The organism is Streptomyces sp. Ag109_G2-15, assembly GCF_900215565.1.
GTDB classification, from domain to species: Bacteria; Actinomycetota; Actinomycetes; order Streptomycetales; family Streptomycetaceae; genus Streptomyces; species Streptomyces diastatochromogenes.
In genome coordinates this window covers 1,620,751-1,641,371 of the sequence record NZ_OCNI01000001.1, presented here as the reverse complement: position 1 = coordinate 1,641,371, position 20,621 = coordinate 1,620,751, and the positions used below count along the sequence as shown (strand labels likewise).

Here is a 20,621-nt window from a genome sequence, read left to right as displayed (position 1 = left end):
CTTTCGATGCCGACCCCGAAGATCCCGATGGAGGAGAGATCGTGAACGAGCCTGCGAAGTCGGGACGCGTCCCCGGCCGTCTGCTGATCCCCGCGCTGTTCACGGCCCAGGCCGGGCGCACCCCGGACGCGCCCGCCGTCCTGCGCGCCGATGGCAGCGCCGTCCGTTACGCCGAGCTGGCCGAGCTGGCCGGGCGCATCGCGGCCCGGCTGCGGGCGGCCGGGGTACGGCCCGGCGACTTCGTTGGCGTCTGCCTGCGGCGCGGCCCGGAGCTGCTCGCCGCGCTGCTCGGGGTGTGGCAGGCGGGCGGCGCGTACGTGCCGCTGGACCCGCAGCACCCGGCGGCCCGTCTGGAGGCCGTGCTGGAGGACACCGCCCATCCGGTCGTGCTCATCGAGCGCGCCACCGAGGATCGGTTGCCCGCCTCCGCCCGGCACCGGATCGCCGTGGAGTCCGTGGGCCGTGAAGGGCCGTACGAGAGCGTGGAGTTCGCTGCCGACAGCGACCGGCCCGCCTATGTGCTGCACACCTCCGGGTCCACCGGGCGTCCCAAGGGCGTCCTCGTGCCGCACGGTGGTATCGCCAACCGGGTGCGCTGGCTGGCCCACCGGCACCGGCTGGGCGCCGGTGACCGCATGTTGCTGAAGACCACGATCGGCTTCGACGCGGCCGGGCTTGAGCTGTTCGCGCCGCTCGTTTCCGGGGGTGCGGTGGTGCTCGCCCCCGAGGGTGCCGAGCGTGACCCGGCGGCGCTGCTGCGGACGGTGGGCGACCGGGGCGTAACGATCCTGCAGGGGGTGCCGTCGCTGTACCGGCGGCTCGTCGAGGAGGCGGGCTGGGAGCGGGCCGGCGGCCTGCGGCTGCTGTTCAGCGCGGGCGAGCCGCTGCACGCCGAACTGTGCCGGGCGATCGCCGAGCGCGCCCCCGGCGCCGAGATCTGGAACACCTACGGACCCACCGAGGCGTCCGTCGACATCACCGAGCACCGCTGGGACCCGGCCCAGGACACCGGCGCGGTGCCGATCGGGCGGCCCATCGGCAACATGCGGGTGGTCGTGCTCGATCAGGCGGGGCGGCCCGTCCCGGTCGGCGTCCCCGGCGAACTGCACGCCGGCGGTGTCGGGCTCGCCCTCGGCTACCTCGGGCGCCCCGGCCAGAGCGCCGAGCGCTTCGTGCCCGACCCGCACCGCCCCGGCGAGCGCCTCTACCGCACCGGCGACCGGGTGCGCTGGCGGGCCGACGGCACCCTGGAGTACCTGGGGCGCCTCGACCACCAGGTCAAGGTCAACGGCGTGCGCATCGAGCCCGGCGAGGTCGAGGCCGCGCTCGCCGCCCACCCCTGGGTGCGGGCCGCCGTCGCCGCCGCCGTACCGGACGGCACCGGCGGCTACCGGCTGGTCGCCTGGGTGCAGTCCCGCGGCGAGGCCCTGCGCCCGCAGGAGCTGCGGGCCTTCCTGCGCGGCTCGCTGCCCGACCCGCTCGTGCCGACCGCCTACGTCCCGGTCACCGAGTTCCCGCTCACCCCCAACGGCAAGATCGACCGGTCCGCGCTGCCCGACCCCGCCGACACGCCCGCCGACACCGCGCACGTACCGGTGCGCAACCCCGCCGAGCGGGCGGTGGCCGAGGAGTGGGCGCGGCTGATCGGCACCCCGGCCGACGAGATCGGCGCGCTGCACGACTTCTTCCAGCTCGGCGGCTCCTCGCTGATGCTCAACAAGCTCGCCGCCGGCCTCTCCCAGGCCGCGGGCCGCACCATCCCGGCGACGGCCCTGCTCACCGCGACCACCGTGGAGCAACAGGCCGTCCTGCTCACGGCCCGGGTCGAGGGCGCCGCACCGGCCGCAGACGAGCCCGTGGGGCCCGTGCCGCGCGACCCGCACGGGCTGCCGCTCTCCCCGGGCCAGCAGGGCATGTGGCTGCTGGACCGGCTCCGCCCGGGCAGCGCCGAATGGAACGCGCCCGTCTTCCTCACCCTGCCCGCCGTCTACGACGACACCACCCTCGGCCGGGCGCTGACCGCGCTCGCCGAGCGGCACGAGATCCTGCGCACCCGCTACGCCCTGCGCGGCGCCGAGCCGGTGCAGATCGCCGACCTGCCCGCCGAGTGGGAGCTGCGCACCGCACACGCCGACACGGCGGACGAGCTGAACGCCTTGGTCGCCGAGGAGTTCACGCTCCCCTTCGACCTCGCGCGCGGTCCGGTACGGCGGGCCCTGGCAGTGCGTGGGCGGGGCACGCTCACCGTCGTCCTGAGCATCCACCACATCGCCTGCGACGGCTGGACCTCCGTCGTCCTGGAACGCGACCTCAGAGCCCTCGCCGAGGCCGCCCACACCGGCACCGACGCCCGGCTGCCCGAGCTGCCCGTGCAGTACGCCGACCACGCCGTGCACCGGCGCCGCCGCCTCACCGCGGACTTCGTCGCCACCGAACTGGAGTACTGGAAGGGACAGTTGGACGGCATCGTGCCGGTCGAGCTGCCCGCCGACCGGCCCCGCCCGGCCACCCGGGACGCGGCAGGCAGAGCCCACGTGTTCACCGTGCCCGCCCCGCTCGCCGAGCGGGCCGCCGCCCTCGGCCGCAGCTGCGGGGCCACCCTGCAGCAGACCCTGCTCACCGCCTTCGCCGCGCTGGTCGCCCGGTACACCGGCAGCTGGGACATCCCGGTCGGGGTGCCCGTGGCCGGCCGGACCGGAACCGAAGTCGCCGACGTGGCGGGCTACTTCCTCAACACGCTGGTGCTGCGCTGCGACGCGGGCGCCGACACGCCGTTCCGGGACGCGCTGGTGCGGGTGCGCGACACCGCCCGGGAGGCCTTCACCCACCAGGAACTGCCCTTCGACCGGCTCGTCGAGGAACTCGACGACACCCGCGACCCGGCCCGCACCCCGCTCTACCAGGTGATGTTCGACGTGCACGAGGAGGGCCGCACCGGCACCGCGGTCGGCGCCGCCGACGCGGACGCCTTCCGCGGCGCCTGGCGCACCGCCCGCACCGACCTCACCCTGGTGCTCCAGCGCCAGGCCGACGGCTCCCTGCTCGGCCTCGCCGAGTACGCCACCGCGCTGTTCGACGCGGCCACCGTCGAGCGCTTCACCGACTGCTGGATCCGGCTGCTGGAGTCCGTCACGGACGACCCGGCGCGGCGCCTGCACGAGGCCGACATCCTGCCGGCGCCGCTGCGCTCCGAACTGCTCGCCAGCGGCCGGGGCAGGCCGGAACCGGGCGCGGACGCCGCCGCCGGCACCACCGTGCACGCGGCGATCACGGCCTCGGCCCGCCGGGCACCGCGGGAAACCGCGCTGGTGTGCGGCGACGAGAGCTGGACGTACGCGCGACTGGAGCGCCGTGCGGGGGAGTTCGCCGCCCGGCTGCGGGGTCTTGGCGCCGGCCCCGACACGGTGGTCGCCGTCATGCTGGGCCGGAGCCCCGACCTGGTCGCCGCGTTCCTGGGCGTCTGGAAGGCGGGCGCCGCCTACGTCCCGCTGGACCCGGCCGCCCCCGACGAGCGCAACCTCCACGTCCTCGCCGACTCCCGCGCGCGGGTGCTCGTCACCGACGGCGGGGGCGCGGAGCGGCTGGCGGGGCGCCACGAGACAGTCGTACTCGCCGTGGACGCGGGACTCGACGACGCTGCCGCCGTGGACGCGGGGCTCACCGACGCCGCCGTGGACGCGGAGCTCGACGCCGCCGCCGTGGCCGTCGTATCGGAGTCGTACGACGACCCCGACCGCCTCGCCTACATCATGTACACCTCGGGCTCCACCGGCCGCCCCAAGGGCGTTGCCGTCGCCCACCGCTCGCTGCTCGCCATGCTGCGCGCCTCCCAGGCCCACCTCGACTTCGGGCAGGGCCCGGACGACGCGTGGCTGGCGCTCGCCCAGGTGACCTTCGACATCTCCTGCACCGAGCTGTTCATGCCGCTGGTCGCCGGGGGCCGGGTCGTCCTGGCCCGGGAACGGGAGCAGCAGGACCACGCGGCCCAGCTGCGGCTCATGGACCTGCACGAGGTCAGCCACCTCCAGGTCGCCCCGCCGCACTGGCAGATGCTGATCGACGCGGGCCTCGGCCACCGCTCCGTCGTGGGCCAGACCGGCGGCGAGCCCTGCCCGCCGGTGCTCGCCCGCGAGCTGTCGCGCCGCCTGATGCGGTTCATCAACGAGTACGGGCTCACCGAGACCACCATCGCCGCGACCCGCTGGGACGCCGACGACACCGCCACCGCGGTCCCCGTCGGCCACCCCTACCCGCACGTCACCGCCCGCGTCCTCGACGCCGACCTCAGGCCCGTGCCGTACGGCGTCACCGGCGAACTCTGCGTCGGCGGCGCCGGACTGGCCCTCGGCTACCACGCCCGGCCCGCACTGACCGCGGCCGCGTTCGTGCCCGACCCGTACGGGACCGCCGGCGCGCGTCTCTACCGCACCGGCGACCGGGCGCGGATGCGGGCCGACGGCACGCTGGAGTTCGCCGGACGCGCCGACGGCCAGGTCAAGATCCGTGGCCGGCGGGTGGAGACCGGCGAGGTGCAGGCGGTGCTCGCCGAGCACCCCGCCGTCGCCCAGGCCTTCGTCACCGTCCACACCGGCGGCTCCGAGGCCGCGCTGATCGGCTACTTCACAGCCGCGCCCGGCACCGAGGGGCCCGCCGAGAGCGAGCTGCTCGACCACTGCGCGCGGCGGCTGCCCGACTACATGCTGCCCGCGCTGCTGGTCCGCCTGGAGCGGCTGCCGCTCACCCGCCACAACAAGGTCGACACCGCCGCGCTGCCCGTGCCGGACCTGGCCGCGGCCCTCGCCGACGAGCCGTACAGCCCGCCCGAGGGCCCGGTGGAGGAGGCGCTCGCCGAGATCTGGGCCGACGAGTTGTACGGCCCCGGTGCCACCCGCCGGGTCGGCGCCCGCCAGGGCTTCTTCCGGATCGGCGGCAACTCCGTGAAGGCGGCCCGGGTCATCGCCCGCATCCAGGAGGAGTTCGACGTGGAGCTGCCCCTGCGGGCCGTGTTCGAGCGGCCCACCGTCCAGGGCCTCGCCACCGCCGTCGAAGAGGCCGTACGCGCCGAGATCGAATCGCTCACCGAGGCCGAACTGGCCCACGCCCACCGGGAGTTCCAGCCGTGACCGCACCCACCGCGCCCACCCAGGAAGAGCTGCGGGCCGAACTGCTGCGCCGCCGGCTCGCCGCCCGCAAGGGCACCACCCGGCCGCAGCCGGCCGCGATCCCGCCCGCCGACCGCACCCGGCCCCTCGCCCTGTCCGCGGGCCAGCGCCAGCTGTGGTTCCTGCACCAGCTCGACCCGGCCAGCCCCGAATACCTGCTGCCCATGGCCTACCGCCTGCGCGGCACCCTCGACCCGAACGCCCTGCGCCGAGCCGTCGACGCCCTCACCGCCCGCCACGAGATCCTGCGGACCCGGTACGTCCTCGACGGCACCGAACCTCGCCAGGTGGTCGACCCGGCGGGGGCGGCGGACTTCGCCGTGATCGAGGCGGGGGAGTGGGCCACCGCGGCCGCCGCCGACGCCGAGAGCGCCGGCGCGGGGCTGGGTGCTGTGGGCTTCGGCGCGGGCGGGTCCGTGGATCGGGCTGCCGCCAGCGTCGAGAGCGGGGGTGCGGAGGCGGGTGCCGTGGCCGCCGGACCCGTCGCGAGCGCCGGTGCCCGGCTGGGTGCTGTGGGCTTCGGCGAGGGCGGGTCCGTGGATCGGGCTGCCGCCAGCGTCGAGAGCGGGGGTGCGGAGGCGGGTGCCGTGGCCGCCGGACCCGTCGCGAGCGCCGGTGCCCGGCTGGGCGCTGCGGGCTTCGCCGAGGGTGGGTCTGCGGAGCGCGGTGCCGCTGCGGTCGCCTCCGCGGAGTCCGAGGCCGTGCGGTCCTTCGACCTGGGGCAGAGCGCCGGCGCGGGGCTGGGGACCGCGGGCCCCGCCGGCGGCGGGTTCGCGGACCGGGATGCCGTGGCCATCGCCTTCACCGAGGCCGAGGCCGCCCGGCCCTTCGACCTTGCCGCCGAACACCCTCTGCGGGTAAGGCTGTTGCGGCTCGCCGATGACGATCACGTACTCGTGGCCGTGGTCCACCACATCGCCTGCGACGCGATGACCCGGCCGCTGCTCCTGGAGGACCTGTCGGCCCTCTACGCGGCCGCCGTGGCGGGACGTGACCCGGTCGCCGAGCTGCCCGCGCCGCCCGTACAGTACGCCGACTACGCGGCCTGGCTGTCCGAGCGGCACAGTGGGGCCGCCGCCGAGCGGGGCCTGGAGTGGTGGCGGGAGCGGCTGGCCGGGACCGGTCCGCTCGGGCTGCCGACCGACCGGCCGCGGCCCGCCGTACGGGACGGGGGCGGTGCCGCCGTCGGGTTTGATGTCGATGCCGGCGTCGCCGACCGGGTGCGGGTCCTGGCCCGGGAGACCGGGGCGACCCCCTTCATGGCCCTGCTCGGCGCCTGGCAGCTGCTGCTCGGCCGGTACGCCGGGAAGACCGACGTGTGCGTCGGCACCGCCGCCAGCGCCCGCACTCGGCCCGAGCTGCGGCGCATGGCCGGATACGTCTACAACACCCTTGCGCTGAGGGCGAGTTGGGGGCCTGAGGTGCCCTTCCGGGACTTCCTCGCCGCCGGGCGCGGTGCCGTGCTGGACGCCTTCGACCACCAGGACACCCCGTTCGACCGGATCGCGGACGCGCTGGATCCCGACCGGGACCTGTCCACCACCCCCGTCTTCCAGGTGATGTTCGACCTGGTCGGCGGGGAGGGCGCCGACGGTCCCGAACTGCCCGGCGTGGTCGCGGCTCCGGTCCCGGCGTCCAGCCGGATCGCCCGCTTCGACCTCACCCTGCACCTCGCCGAGCGCGCCGACGGCTCGCTGCACGGCAGCCTGGAGTACGCCACCGCCCTCTTCGACACCGCCACCGCCGAACGCATCACCGCCCACTACGGCGCGCTGCTCGCCGCGATCGCCGAGGCGCCCGGCACCCCGGTGGCCGACCTGGACTTCCTCTCCGCCGCAGAGCGCGCCCTGCTCCTCGACGGCCCGGCCGAGCCCGTCGGGACCGAAAGCCCCCTGGACCTCGCCGCCCTGCGCCCGGTGATCGAGACCATCGGCGCCCAGATGGCGGCGACCCCGGACGCCGTGGCGATCCGGTACGCGGACACCGCCGTCAGCTACGCCGAACTCGACGCCCGCGCCGACCGGTTCGCCCGCCGCCTGGCCGCGCTCGGTACCGGCCCCGAGGCCACCGTCGGCGTGCTGCTCGACCGGAGCCCCGACCTGGTCGCCGTACTGCTCGGCATCTGGCGGGCCGGAGCGGCGTACGTGCCGATCGACCCGGCCTACCCGGACCACCGCATCGCCTACATGCTCGACCAGACCGCCACCACGGTCGTCGTCACCGAGTCCCGGCACGCCGAACGCTTCCAGGGCGTGCGCCGGATCGTCGTCGACGACCCCGGCGAGCGGGAAGCGATCGAGGCCGCCGACGCCGAACTCCCGCAGAACCACGACCTCGACCGGCTCGCCTACGTCATCTACACCTCCGGCTCCACCGGCAAGCCCAAGGGCGTGCAGATCACCCACCGGGGCCTCGCCAACTACCTCGGCTGGACCGTGCAGGCGTACGCCAGCGCCGGCACCGGGGGAGCCCCGCTGTTCTCGTCGGTCGCCTTCGACCTCGGCGTGCCCGACCTGTACGCGCCGCTGATGACCGGGCAGGCCGTGCACCTGCTGCCGCAGGACCTCGACACCGCCGACCTCGGCGCCCAGCTCGCGGCGGGCGGCCCGTACGCCTTCATCAAGCTCACCCCGGGCCATCTGCACCTGCTCACCCAGCAGTTGACCGACCAGCAGATCGAGGCGCTGGCCGGTCTGGTCATCGCGGCCGGCGACTCCTTCACCACGCGGCTCGCCGAGCGGTGGGCGCAGGCGGCCGGGCCGCACGGCACCCGGCTCGCCGCCGAGTACGGGCCCACCGAGATCACCGTCGGCAACTCGGCGTACTTCCTCGCCCCGCCCGGCGACGGACCCGTGGCCACCGAACTCGTCTCCATCGGGCGCGCCATCCCGCACACCACCATGTACGTCCTCGACGAGCGGCTGCGCCCGCTGCCCGTCGGCGTGCCCGGCGAGGTGTGGATCGGCGGCATCGGGCTCGCCCGCGGCTACGCGGGACGCCCCGGCCTGACCGCCGAACGCTTCCTGCCCGACCCCTACGGCCCGCCCGGCGCCCGCCTCTACCGCACCGGCGACGTGGCCCGGGTGCTGCCCGACGGCAACCTCGACTTCCTCGCCCGCGTCGACCACCAGGTCAAGCTGCGCGGCTACCGCATCGAACTCGGCGAGATCGAGACCGCCCTCACCGCGCACCCCGCCGTCGCCGAGGCCGTCGCCCTGGTCCGCGAGGACACCCCGGGCGACCAGCAGCTCGTCGCCTACCTGGTGCCCGCCGAGGACGCGGACGAGGACACGCTCGCCCCGGCCGCGCTGCGCGACCGGCTCGGCGAGACCCTGCCGCCGTACATGGTGCCCACCGCCTACCTGCGCCTCGATGCGCTGCCGCTGACCGGCAACGGCAAGCTCGACCGGCGCGCCCTGCCGGCCCCGGGACGGGCCGCGACCGCCGTCGGCGAGCACGTCGAGGCCCGCGACGCCGACGAGCGGGCGATGGCCGCCGTCTGGGCCGAGGTGCTCGGCCTCGACACGGTCGGCGTGCACGACAACTTCTTCGACCTCGGCGGGGACTCACTGCGCGCGGTCGCACTGGTCGGGGCGCTGCGGGCGGCCGGCTGGGAGACCAGCGTGCGGGACGTCTTCGAGCACCGCACCGTGGCCCGGCTGCGCGCCGCGGTGCCCCGCAGCACCTCCGCGGGCACCGGCGGCTTCGAACCGGTCGAGCCGTTCGCCATGATCGGCGCCGCCGACCGGGCCGCGCTGCCCGCCGACGTCACCGACGCCTACCCGATCTCCCGCATCCAGGCCGGGATGCTGATCGAGATGCACGGCGGCAGCGGCGAGAACCGCTACCACAACATCACCTCCTTCCGGATCCGCGACGACCTGCCCTTCGACCCGGACGCCTTCCGTCGCGCCACCGACCTGATCACCGAGCGGCACGAGGTGATGCGCACCTCCTTCGCCCTGTCCGGCTACTCCGAGCCCCTCCAGCTGGTGCACGCCGCCGCGAGCATGCCCGTCGTCCACGAGGACCTGCGCCACCTGCCCGAGACACAACGGCAGTCCGCGCTCTGGGAGTTCGCCGACCGCGACCGGGCCGAGCTGTTCGACCTCACCCGGGCGCCGCTGATGCGGATGGCGGTGCACCTGCTGGACGACGAGAGCTGGTGGCTGTCCATCACCGAGTGCCACCCCGTCATCGAGGGCTGGAGCTACCACTCCCAGCTGATGGAGCTCCTGCGCGCCTACAACGACCTGCGTCAGGGCCGCGCACCCGCCCCCGCTCCGCCCCGGCCCGCCGTCCGCTATGCCGACTTCATCGCCGCCGAACTGCGCTCCCTCGCCGACCCCGCCGACCAGGAGTACTGGCGCGGGATCGTCGAGGGGTACGAGAAGTTCACCGTGCCCGCGGGCTGGGCCGGCGACCCCGAGGGCCCCGACGAGCGCTACCGCCTCGACCTGCCGCTCGACGAACTGGAGCCGGGGCTGCGGGCGCTGGCGACGGCCGCCGAGGTGCCGTACAAGAGCGTGCTGCACGCCGCGCACAGCAAGGTGCTGTCGCTGCTCACGCCCGCCCGGGCGTTCCGCGGCGGCATGGTCGCCGACGCCCGGCCCGAACAGGCCGGCGCCGAGACGGTCTCCGGCATGTACCTCAACTCGGTGCCCTTCCCCTACGAGCGGGGCGCCCGCAGCTGGGGCGAACTGGCCCGGCAGGTGTTCGCGCACGAGGTGGCGCTGTGGCCGCACCGGCGGTTCCCGATGCCCGCGATGCGGGTGCCCGGCGGCGAACGGCACCTGATCGACGTGCTCTTCCACTACCTGGACTTCCACCAGGTCGACACCGAGCTGATCGACATCATGGCCAGCCGCGACGACAGCCCCAACGAGTTCCCCGTCGTCGTCGGAACCCCCATCCGCGGCCACCTCTCCCTCGCCTCCCGCACCGGCACCCTGTCCCGCGCCGCCGCCGACCGGCTGCTGAGGCTGTACCAGGCCGTGCTGACCGAGATGGCCCGCGCGGGCGCCGACGGCGACAGCACCGGCGCCTTCCCGGACGCCCACGAACGCGCCCGCCTCAAGGCGCCCGCCCTGCCCCACCCCGACACCCCGGCGGACACCCTGGCCGCCTTCGAGGCCCAGGCCGCCCGCACCCCCTGGGCGACCGCCCTGCACGGCACCGGGTTCACGGTGTCCTACGGCGACCTCGACGCCCGCGCCAACCGCGTCGCCCGCCGGCTGCGCGCCCTCGGCGCCCGCGCGGAGACCCGCGTCGCGGTGCTCCTGGACCGCGGCCCCGACCTGGTCGCCGCGCTGCTCGGGGTGTGGAAGGCGGGCGCCGTCCAGGTGCCGGTCGACCCGTGCGCGCCCGACGCGCGCATCGCCACGGCCCGTATCGAACTCGCCGTCACGCAGGCGTCGTACGCGGACCGGCTGCCCGCCTGTGAGCTGGTGCTGGCGGAGGACGCGGTCCACGACGGCGACGGCTCGCCGCTCGGCCTGCGGCACGACCCGGACCGGCTCGCCTACGTCCTGCACACCTCCGGCTCCACCGGCACCCCCAAGGGCGTCGAGGTGTCCCACCGGGCGCTCGCCCACTACCTCGACTGGGCCGTGCGCGAGTACGCGGCCGCCGGGAACGGGGGAGCACCCTGGTTCACCCCGGTCGGCTTCGACCTCGGGATGCCCGCGCTGTACGCGCCGCTGATGACCGGGCAGCCGGTGCACGTGCTGCCGCAGCTGTACGAGACGGCCGACTTCGGGCCACTGCTGCTGAGCCGGGCGCCGTACTCCTTCGTCGGCCTCACCCCGGGCCATCTGGCCCTGCTGGAACACCAGTTGCCCGACCGTGAGCTGGCCGGTCTGGCCGCGCTCGCGGTGTGTGCGGGCGACGCCTACCCGACGGCCCAGGCCGACCGGGTGGCCGGACGGATCCGGGCCGTGGGCGGGGGCATGGAGCTGGCCGCCGAGTACGGGCCCACCGAGGCCACCGTCGCCGCGACCTTCACCCGGGTACGGCCCCGGTCCGGGCGCACGCTCGTACCGCTCGGCTCGGCGCTGCCCGGCGTCCTGGTCCGCGTCCTCGACCGTGCACTGCGGCCCGTGCCCGACGGCGTCACCGGCGAGGTCTGGCTCGGCGGCGACGGGCTCGCCCGCGGCTACACCGGCCGCCCCGACCTCACCGCCCTCGCCTTCGTGCCCGACCCCTACGGCCTCCCCGGCACCCGCCTCTACCGGACCGGCGACCTGGCCCGCCGGCTCGCCGACGGCAGCCTGGAGTTCGCCGGACGCGCCGACCAGCAGGTCAAGATCCGCGGCCACCGGGTCGAGCCCGGCGAGGCCGAGGCCGCGCTCACCGCCGACCCCGCCGTACGGGACGCGCTGGTCAGCGCGGTACCGGCGGCCGACGGCGGCCGGCGCCTGGCCGCCTGGGTGGTACCGGCGGACGGGCGCGAGGTGGAGGTCGCCGCCCTCCGCGACCGGTTGCGCACGGTCCTGCCCGCGGCGCTGGTACCGGCCACCGTCACGGTCGTCGACACCCTCCCGCTCACCACCCACGGCAAGCGGGACCGCGGCGCCCTGGCCGACCGCGCGGCCACCGCGGCCGCCGTCCACCCCTACGCCCCGCCGCGCACCCCGACCGAGCACCGGCTCGCCGAGGTGTGGGCCGAGGTGCTCGGCCTCGAACAGGTCGGCATCCAGGACGACTTCCGCGACCTGGGCGGGGACTCGCTGCTCGTGCCGCCGCTGCTGGTGGCGGCGCGGCGGGCGGGACTCGCGCTGGATCTGCCCACGGCACTGCGCCACCACACCATCGCCCGGTTGGTCGCCGCGCTGGACGAGCGCGCCAACGACGAGCACGACTCGAACAGGGAAGGCTGACCCTCATGGACGTCCGTACGGACGGGCGCCGCGTGCGCCATCTCGTCTCCATCGACGACCTCACCGACCTGGACCTGCACCACGTCGTGGAGCGCGGCGCGGAGTTCTCCGCCGGGCTCGCGGGCCCGGTCCGGCCGCTGGCGGGGCTGGTCGCGGGCATCTACTTCGCCAAGACCTCCACCCGCACCCGGACCGCCTTCTCCTCGGGCGCGCTGCGGCTCGGCGCCTCCCTCATCGCCTACGGCCCCGGCGACCTGCAGCTCAACACCGGAGAGAGCACCGAGGACACCGGCCGGGTGCTCTCCGGCATGCTCGACGTGCTGGTCGCCCGCACCGCGGGACCGGAGGCCGAGCTGCGCGGCTGGGCGAGCCAGCACCGGATGGCCGTGGTCAACGCGATGAGCGCCGAGGAGCACCCCACCCAGGCACTCACCGACCTGACCACGCTGCTGCGGCACTTCGGCCGCATCGAGGGCCTGCGCGTCCTGTACGTCGGCGAGGGCAACAACACCGCGGCCGCCCTCGCCCTCGCGCTCACCCGCTACCCGGCCGTCGACTTCGAGCTGCGGACCCCGCCCGGCTACGGCCTCACCGCCTCGGTCCTGGACCGGGCCCGGGCCAACGCGGCCCGCACCGGCGCCCGGATCACCGAGCGGCACGACATGGCGGCGCTGGAGGGGTCGTACGACGTCGTCTACACCACCCGCTGGCAGACCACCGGCACCAGCAAACCGGACGCGAACTGGCGGGAGATCTTCGCCCCGTTCCAGGTCACCCAGGACCTGTGGCGGACCAGCCCGCGCGCCGTCTTCATGCACGACCTGCCCGCGCACCGCGGCGAGGAGGTCACCGCCGAGGTCCTGGACGGCCCGATGAGCATCGCCTTCGCCCAGGCCACCAACAAGATGCACAGCGCCATGGCGGTCCTGGAACACGTCCACGCCCCGGCGCCGGTTCCGCTGGCCGTCCGATGAGCGGTACGACACGCCGGGCGGCGGCGGATCCGGCGGAGGTGCCGTGGCTCATGGCGGAGGAGGGCAAGGGCGAGGGGGCGGGTGCCGTGACGGTGGCCGACCCTGCTGTCCAACCCCTGCGCCACAACCGGGACTTCCGTCTCCTGTGGGGCGGGGCCGGGCTCTCGCTGCTGGCCGGGCGGGCCACCGCCGTGGCCTATCCGCTGACCGTGCTGTGGGCGACCGGGTCGCCGGGCGACGCCGGGCTCGTCGGCACCGCCCTGCTGCTGCCGCAGCTGGTGATGCAGCTGCCGGGCGGCGCCCTCGTGGACCGCTGGGACCGGCGGCGGGTCATGGTGGCCGCCGGGCTCGGACAGGCCCTCGTCGCCGGGCTGGTCATGGCGCTGCTGCTCAGCGGGCGGACCTGGCTGTGGGCGCTGCTCGTCGCCGCGTTCGCCGAGGGGACGCTCGGGGTGCTGCACCAGCTCGCCGAGCGGGCCGCCGTACCGAGCGTGGTCCCCGCCGAACAGCTGCCGGCCGCGCTGACCGGCAACGAGGCCCGCACCCGCGGGGCGGCCATCGCCGGACAGCCACTGGGCAGCGGACTGGTCGGACTGGGCGCGTCCCTTCCCTACGCGGCCGCCGCCGTCGCCCAACTCGCCTCGGTGCTCTGCCTGTTCGGTGTCCGGGGGCGGCTCCAGCAGCAGCGGGCCGCGCCGCCGGCACGGATCGGGACCGAGATCCGCGAGGGCCTGGTGTGGATGTGGCGGCAGCCCTTCCTGCGCGCGGTGATGACCGCGGTCGCCGTCACCAACGTCCTGTTCCAGGGCCTCAACCTGGCCGTGATGACCGGCATCCAGGACCACCACGGCACCCAGTTCGAGGTGGGCCTGGTGCTCTCGCTGAGCGGCGCCGGGGGACTGGTCGGCGCCCTCACCGGCAGCTGGTGGCAGCACCGGCTGCGGCTGCGCACCCTCGTCCTCGGCGGACTGCTCGCCTGGACCGCGCTCATGGCCCCCGTCGCCGCCGCCCTGCACATGCCCGTACTGCTCGGCGCGCTGTTCGCGGCCAGCGGCTATGTCGGCGGCGTCTTCAACGTGGCGGGCGGTGTCCTGCTGGTGCGGGCCGCCCCCGACCACCTGCGCGGCCGCGCCAACTCCCTGGCCAACCTGGTCGGTTCGGGCGCCATGGCGGCAGGACCGGTCGCCGCCGGCTTCCTGCTGGAGGCCACCGGCCCGGTCCGCTCGGTGCTCGCGCTCAGCGCGGTCATGGCCCTCACGGCCGTTGGCGCCCTGCTCTCCCCGGGGCTGCGCAAGGCCCCCTACCCCGAGTCCGAAAGCCCGTCTTGACCTGCGGCTTCCCGGTATAGGCCGCCGATAGGGCGGACCCCGAAAGTCGTAGCAAGGAAACGCTTCGGCCCTCGCCGACGGAAACGCTTCGCCCCTCGTCACCGCACTTCGTGATCCGCCCCTCGTAAGGAGAACCCATGTCGCTCAACACCCTGGACCGGAGGGGCGCGCTGCGGGCCGCCCTCGGCGTGGCGGGCGCGGCCGCCGCCGCGACGCTGATCGGCGCGGCGCCGGCCTCGGCCAGTCCCCAGCGCTGCCACCCGTCCCTGCCGGACGTGCCGGGCATGGTCGGCGACCGCTGGGCCAACGAGTTCTGGTACCAGTACGACGAAATGTCGTACTACACCCCCTCGCAGGAGATGAAGGACGCCGTCGCCGCCATCACCACCCCGTTCGGCGGCTTCACCAAGACCTACGACGCCTGGCTGGCCACCCGCAAGAGCGGCCGTTACCCGCGCAGCTTCCTGGAGCTGATCCAGCCCAACAAGGACGCCTTCGAGGTCCTCTCGCGCAACCAGATCGCGGTCTACGACCAGTTCTACGGCCGTGACCCGCGCGGACTCGTCTTCGCCTTCCAGGAGTTCGGCCAGGGCACGCTGTTCGACCCGCGCCGCCCGGTCGGCCAGAAGGTGCACATGATGAACTACACGCCGCCGGAGCCCACGCACGCCTACCACCGCTGGCACCCGTTCCTCGCCGGCTTCGTGCTGCTCGGCATCGAGCCCCGCTGGTGGACCCACGTCAACCGGCTCGCGGGCGCCGCCTGGGAGCTGCAGTCGCTGGCCCAGCCGATCACGGACCACGACGACAACCCGCACCTGCCGAAGCACACGGTCCGCCACATCACCAACAAGTGGCTGCGCCGCGACCGCGACGAGCTGGACGCGGCCTTCGACATCTCCCCGTTCCCGGCCGACCTCGGCAAGTAGCCCTCGTTCCGTACGGCACCACCAGCAGGAGGCAAGCTCACCATGCAGGACACTGACCGCTCCCCCGGAACCTCCCCCCGCGTCGGCGTCTGGCTGGTCGGCGCCCGTGGCTCGGTCGCGACCACCGTGGTCGCCGGCACGGCCGCGATCGCCGCTGACTTGGCCTCCCCGACCGGATGCGTCACCGAGTCCCCCGTCTTCCGTGGCGCATCCCTGCCGGCCCTCGCCGACCTCGTGTTCGGCGGCCACGACATCGTCGACGTGCCGCTGCCGGCGAGGGCCGGCCTCCTGGCCGACGCGGGCGTGCTGCCCGCCCGCGTCGTCGCCGCCGTACGGCCCGCCCTGGAAGCAGCCGACCGGGAGATCCGCGACGGCTCCCCGCGCGAGGGCGAACCCCAGTACACGACCGCCCGCCGGCTCGCCGCCGACATCACGGACTTCCGCACCCGCCACGGCCTGGAGCAGGTGGTGGTCGTGAACGTCTCCTCCACCGAGGCCCTGCCCGACCCCGACCCGGCCTTCCTCGACCTGGCCGACCTCGACAAGGCACTGGCGACCAGCACCACTCTCCTTCCGCCCAGCTCCCTCTACGCGTACGCCGCCTTCCACGCCGGCTGCGCCTACGTCAACTTCACCCCGTCCGCCGGTGCCGCGCTGCCCGCCCTGGAGGAGCTGGCCCGGCTGCGCGGGGTGCCGCACGCGGGGCGGGACGGCAAGACCGGCGAGACGCTGGTCAAGAGCGCCCTCGCCCCGATGTTCGCGCAGCGCGCGCTGCGGGTGCGGTCCTGGTCCGGCACCAACCTGCTCGGCGGCGGCGACGGGGCGACCCTCGCCGACCCGGCGGCCGCGCGCAGCAAGACCGAGTCCAAGCAGCGGGCCCTGGAGGAGACCGTGGGGCACGCGGTCGAGGGCCAGGTGCACATCGACAACGTGCCCGAGATGGGCGAGTGGAAGACGGCCTGGGACCACATCTCCTTCGAGGGCTTCCTCGGCGTCCGCATGTCCCTCCAGTTCACCTGGCAGGGCTGCGACTCGGCCCTCGCCGCGCCCCTGATCCTGGACCTCGTCCGCCTCGCGGCCCTGGCCCACCGCCGCGGCGAGTCCGGCGCCCTGCCCGCCCTCGGCTTCTTCTTCAAGGACCCGGTGGCCTCGACGGAGCACAACCTGACACTCCAGTACGGCGACCTCGTTGCCTGGGCTGGTGCCGGTGAGCGCACGCGGTTGCCCGAGGGGGCGCGGTGAGCGGGGGGCGGGCGTCCGGCTGGGTGCGGGTCGCTGCCGACGGGGTCAGGACGGCCGGCCTGGGCCGGACTGTGGTGACCGCGGTGACGGTGGCCGCCCTCGGGCGGGCCGTCGCGAGCACCGTGACGGTGGCCCGCCCTGCGCGCCCGACCGGCTCCGCCGCCGCATCGCCCCGCACGACGGCCACCTCCGCCTCCTCGCCCCGGGCCCCCAGGTCCCGCGGGCCGCTCGCCGACCTGGCCCGGGCGGCCAGGGAGGCGGCGCGGGCGGCGGGGAGCGCGTTCCGTGCGACCCGCGGCAGTGCGGGTGCGTCTGCCCCCGAACGTAGCGGCGTCGACGCGCCCACCGGAGCTGCAGTCGGAGCCGATGCCAGTGCCGATGCCGGTGCCTCCGCCGCAGCCGGCCCTCGCCGGGGCCGGCCGTACGACACCGGATACCGCCCCCGCTCCGTCGCCCTGCGCCAACGCGCCCGTGACGTCGCCGAGTTGGTGCGGGCACCCGCCGCGCTGACCGTGCCCGGTGACGTGCTCGCCGGGGCGCTGGCCGTGGGGCGTCCCGCCGGTGGGCGGACGCTGCTGCTGGCGGCGTCCTCCGTCAGCCTGTACTGGGCCGGCATGGCGCTCAACGACTGGGCGGACCGGGAGGAGGACGCGGCGGAGCGCCCGGAGCGGCCCGTGCCCTCGGGCAGGATCGGCGCCGGGACCGCGCTCGGCATCGCCGCGGGCCTCACCGCGGCGGGCCTCGGCCTGGGTGCGCTGGCCGGCGGGCGACGGGTCCTGCTGCACCGCACCCTGCCCCTCGCGGCCACGGTCTGGGCGTACGACCTCGGCCTGAAGCGGACCCCGCTCGGCCCCCTCGCCATGGCGGCGGCCCGCTCCCTCGACGTACTCCACGGCACGGGCCCCGCCCCGGCCGCCCCCGCACTGCGCGCCGCGACCACGGTCGGCCTGCACACCTGGGCGGTGACACGTCTCAGCCACTACGAGGTGAACGGCGAGGCGGGGTACGAGCCGCTGGTGTCATTGGCGGTCACGGCGGTGACCGCGCTGGGCACGAGCGGTGTGGCCGCAACCGTCGGCGCCGACCAACTCGCCTTTCTCCGAAACCTGTTGACCCCCGACCTCGCCGTCCCCCTCCTCGCCTCCGCCCTCTACGCCACGACCTGCGCCCGCCCCCAATGGGCCGCCCTCCGCAACTCGACGGACCCCGCACGCATCCGGGCCGCGGTCGGCGCCGGAATCCACGCGCTGCTGCCCCTCCAGGCGGCCCTGGTCGCGCGGGCCGGAGCCCCGAGGCTCGCCGTGGTCCTCGCCGCCGGCCTGCCGCAGGCGGCCCGACTCGCCAGGAAGGTGTCCCCGACATGACCGCCGGAGGCCTTCGCTTCGGTTACGGCACCAACGGCTTCGCCGACCACCGGCTCTCCGACGCCCTCTCCGTCCTCGCCGGGCTCGGCTACGACGGTGTGGCCCTGACCCTCGACCACCAGCACCTCGACCCCTACGCCCCCCGCCTCGCCCCCCGGGTCCGCCGCGTCGGCCGGGACCTGCGCCGCGCCGGACTCGCCGTCGTCGTGGAGACAGGCGCGCGCTATCTGCTCGACCCGCTGCGCAAACACCGCCCCACCCTGCTCAGCACCGAACCCGAAGGACGCGCCGCGCGCCTGGAGCTGCTGCGCCGGGCCATCCGTGTCGGCGCCGAACTCGAGGCGGAGGCCGTGCACTTCTGGAGCGGCACCCCCGACCCCGGCACCACCCGGGAGCAGGCCTGGCAGCGGCTGGAGGAGGGCTGTGCGGAGGCGCTCGCCGAGGCCGAGCGGGCCGGTGTCGACCTGGCCTTCGAGCCGGAGCCCGGCATGCTCGTCGAGGACCTCGCCGGGTACCGCCGCCTGCTGCGCGCCCTGGGCGGCCACGAGCGGTTCCGGCTCACCCTCGACATAGGGCACTGCCGCTGCCTGGAGCCATGGCCGGAGACACGCTGCGTGGAGCTGGCCGCCGACCGACTGGCCCACGTGCAGATCGAGGACATGCGCCGCGGGGTGCACGAGCACCTGCCCTTCGGCGAGGGAGAGATCGACTTCCCGCCGATCCTGGAAGCCCTGCGCGCCGCCCACTACAAGGGCCTGGTCTCGGTGGAACTACCCCGCCACAGCCACGCGGCCGCGCCGACGGCCCGCCAGAGCATCGAGTTCCTGCACCACACGGCAACCACGCGCCCACAGCCCACCAGGGGCACCCCCGCACCCCCCAACGGCGCTCCCGCCCCACAGGGGCCACTCGCACCCCACCACGGCTCTCGCACGCCCCACCCACTCCCCGCACCGACCGACGGCGCTTCCGCCCCTCAGGGGCGACCCGCACGCGACGGCGAAAGCCGCACGCTCCACCCACTCTCCGCACCCGCCGGCGGCGCTCCCGCCCCACAGGGGCCACCCGCACCCGACAACGAAAGCCGCACGGGTGGTGCGGGTGGGAACACAGATCCGGCCGAAGGCCGGATGCCCGCCCACACACCACCCGCACTCGCCCCGAAGGAGGTCGCCCCAATATGACCGCGCCCACCCTCGCCCCCGCCGCCGCCACCGTCCACGACGCCCTGACCCTGCGCACCCTGAAGGAATCCCTCCTCTCCGTCCTGACAGAGCAACAGCGCCAACGCCTCGCCGAAGACACCGCGGCGACAGCCGAACAGGGCCCCCCGGCCCTCAACCCCCGCTTCCCCGCAGCCGGCCGCCACTACGGCCGAGGCCCCCTCCCCGGCTGGGCCGACTGGCACGTGGAGGACGGCATCCGCACCCTCCTCCTCACCAGACTCCCCCTCCAGGGGGCAGAGCTGGCCGAAGAGACCGCCGCCCGCTACTGGGGAGGCGACGCCGCCGAGCGCCGCGGAGTGCTCCGCGCCCTCCCGTTCCTCCCGATCGGCGCGGCAGGCCTCCCCCTCACCGACGACGCCCTCCGCACCAACGACACCCGCCTGATCGCAGCCGCCCTCGGCCCCTACGCCCGTACCCACCTCGACCAGTACCGCTGGCGCCAGGCCGTCCTAAAGTGCCTGTTCACCGGCATCCCCCTGCGCACGGTCGCCGGCCTGCGCGACCGCCGCGACGCCGAACTCGCCCGCATGGCCCTGGGCTTCGCCGCCGAACGCCGCGCGGCGTCCCGCACCGTACCCGCCGACCTGTGGCTCATCGCCACCCCCGATCACTGACCGAACCCGCAACCCACTCCCGAGCGGAAAGCCCCGGCCATGCGCATCTTCGATCCACACATCCACATGACGTCCCGTACGACGGACGACTACAAGGCGATGCACGCCGCGGGCGTCCGCGCCCTGGTCGAGCCCGCGTTCTGGCTCGGCCAGCCGCGCACCTCCCCGGCCAGCTTCACCGACTACTTCGACTCCCTGCTCGGCTGGGAGCCGTACCGCGCCGCCCAGTTCGGCATCCGCCACCACTGCACCATCGGCCTCAACCCCAAGGAGGCGAACGACCCGCGCTGCACCCCCGTCCTCGACGAACTGCCCCGCTACCTCGCCAAGGACGGCGTCGTGGCGGTCGGCGAGATCGGCTACGACACCGTCACCGACGCCGAGGACCACGCCTTCGCCGCGCAGCTCGCCCTCGCCGTGGAGTTCGGGCTGCCCGCCCTGGTCCACACCCCGCACCGCGACAAGGCCGGCGGCACCCAGCGCTCCCTGGACGTGATCCGGGAGTCCGGCATCGACCCGGCGTACGTGGTCCTGGACCACCTCAACGAGGTCACCGTCGACGAGGTGGCCGGCACCGGCTGCTGGATGGGCTTCTCCATCTACCCCGACACCAAGATGACCCCCGAGCGCATGGTCGCCATCCTCCGGCGTCACGGCACCGAGCGCATGCTGGTCAACTCGGCCGCCGACTGGGGCCACAGCGACCCGCTGCTGACCCGGGCCACCGCCGAGGCCATGCTCGCCGCCGGGTTCGACGAGGACGACGTGGACCGCGTGCTGTGGCGCAACCCGGTCGCGTTCTACGGCCAGTCCGGCCGGCTCGACCTCGACGGCTACAACGACACCCAGGCCGCGGGCCTGTTCGCGGGCAACTCCATCGCCCGCGGCGGGAGCTGAGGAGCAG

Annotated in this window: 9 protein-coding genes and 1 pseudogene; all 10 read left to right on the top strand. The window is 75.2% G+C overall.

Translation table 11 applies throughout. From position 1 onward, the window contains the following. Positions 1-41 precede the first annotated feature (41 nt). The 10 genes and pseudogenes from CRP49_RS06975 to CRP49_RS06930 all read left to right on the top strand — a co-directional run bounded on the left by CRP49_RS06975 (position 42) and on the right by CRP49_RS06930 (position 20,614). The gene (locus CRP49_RS06975; protein ID WP_097252610.1) at positions 42-5,123 is read left to right on the top strand and encodes a non-ribosomal peptide synthetase; all 5,082 of its coding nucleotides are present in this window, start codon (positions 42-44) and stop codon (positions 5,121-5,123) included. Continuing rightward, a complete protein-coding gene (locus CRP49_RS06970) occupies positions 5,120-12,040 on the top strand; it encodes a non-ribosomal peptide synthetase (protein ID WP_179851532.1) in 6,921 nt (2,306 codons plus the stop codon). The genes CRP49_RS06975 and CRP49_RS06970 overlap by 4 nt, the downstream gene beginning before the upstream one ends. A gap of 5 nt (positions 12,041-12,045) precedes the next feature. Then, on the top strand, positions 12,046-13,014 hold the full coding sequence (locus CRP49_RS06965) for an ornithine carbamoyltransferase (RefSeq protein ID WP_097252608.1): 969 nt from the start codon (positions 12,046-12,048) through the stop codon (positions 13,012-13,014). Continuing rightward, positions 13,011-14,342 carry an MFS transporter gene (locus CRP49_RS06960; RefSeq protein ID WP_097252607.1) on the top strand — a complete coding sequence of 444 codons (1,332 nt, stop codon included), beginning with the start codon at positions 13,011-13,013 and terminating at the stop codon, positions 14,340-14,342. Before CRP49_RS06965 ends, CRP49_RS06960 begins: the two co-directional genes overlap by 4 nt. Before the next feature lie 137 nt (positions 14,343-14,479). Then, positions 14,480-15,271, top strand: coding sequence for a Tat pathway signal sequence domain protein (locus CRP49_RS06955; RefSeq protein ID WP_097252606.1), 792 nt, complete (start codon positions 14,480-14,482; stop codon positions 15,269-15,271). Positions 15,272-15,313: 42 nt separating this feature from the next. Beyond that, positions 15,314-16,513 (top strand): inositol-3-phosphate synthase, encoded by a 1,200-nt coding sequence (locus CRP49_RS06950; RefSeq protein WP_097252605.1) that lies wholly within the window; start codon positions 15,314-15,316, stop codon positions 16,511-16,513. Next, positions 16,510-17,877, top strand: a complete 1,368-nt coding sequence (locus CRP49_RS06945) for an SCO3242 family prenyltransferase (RefSeq protein ID WP_257033321.1) — start codon at positions 16,510-16,512, stop codon at positions 17,875-17,877. Before CRP49_RS06950 ends, CRP49_RS06945 begins: the two co-directional genes overlap by 4 nt. Continuing rightward, positions 17,874-18,785 (top strand): annotated as a pseudogene (locus tag CRP49_RS06940) (sugar phosphate isomerase/epimerase family protein); the annotation flags it as partial. The gene CRP49_RS06945 and the pseudogene CRP49_RS06940, both read left to right, overlap by 4 nt. Before the next feature lie 272 nt (positions 18,786-19,057). Beyond that, a complete protein-coding gene (locus CRP49_RS06935; protein ID WP_097252603.1) occupies positions 19,058-19,717 on the top strand; it encodes an EboA domain-containing protein in 660 nt (219 codons plus the stop codon). 39 nt (positions 19,718-19,756) lie between these two features. Beyond that, positions 19,757-20,614, top strand: coding sequence for a TatD family hydrolase (locus tag CRP49_RS06930; protein ID WP_097252602.1), 858 nt, complete (start codon positions 19,757-19,759; stop codon positions 20,612-20,614). Positions 20,615-20,621: the final 7 nt, after the last annotated feature.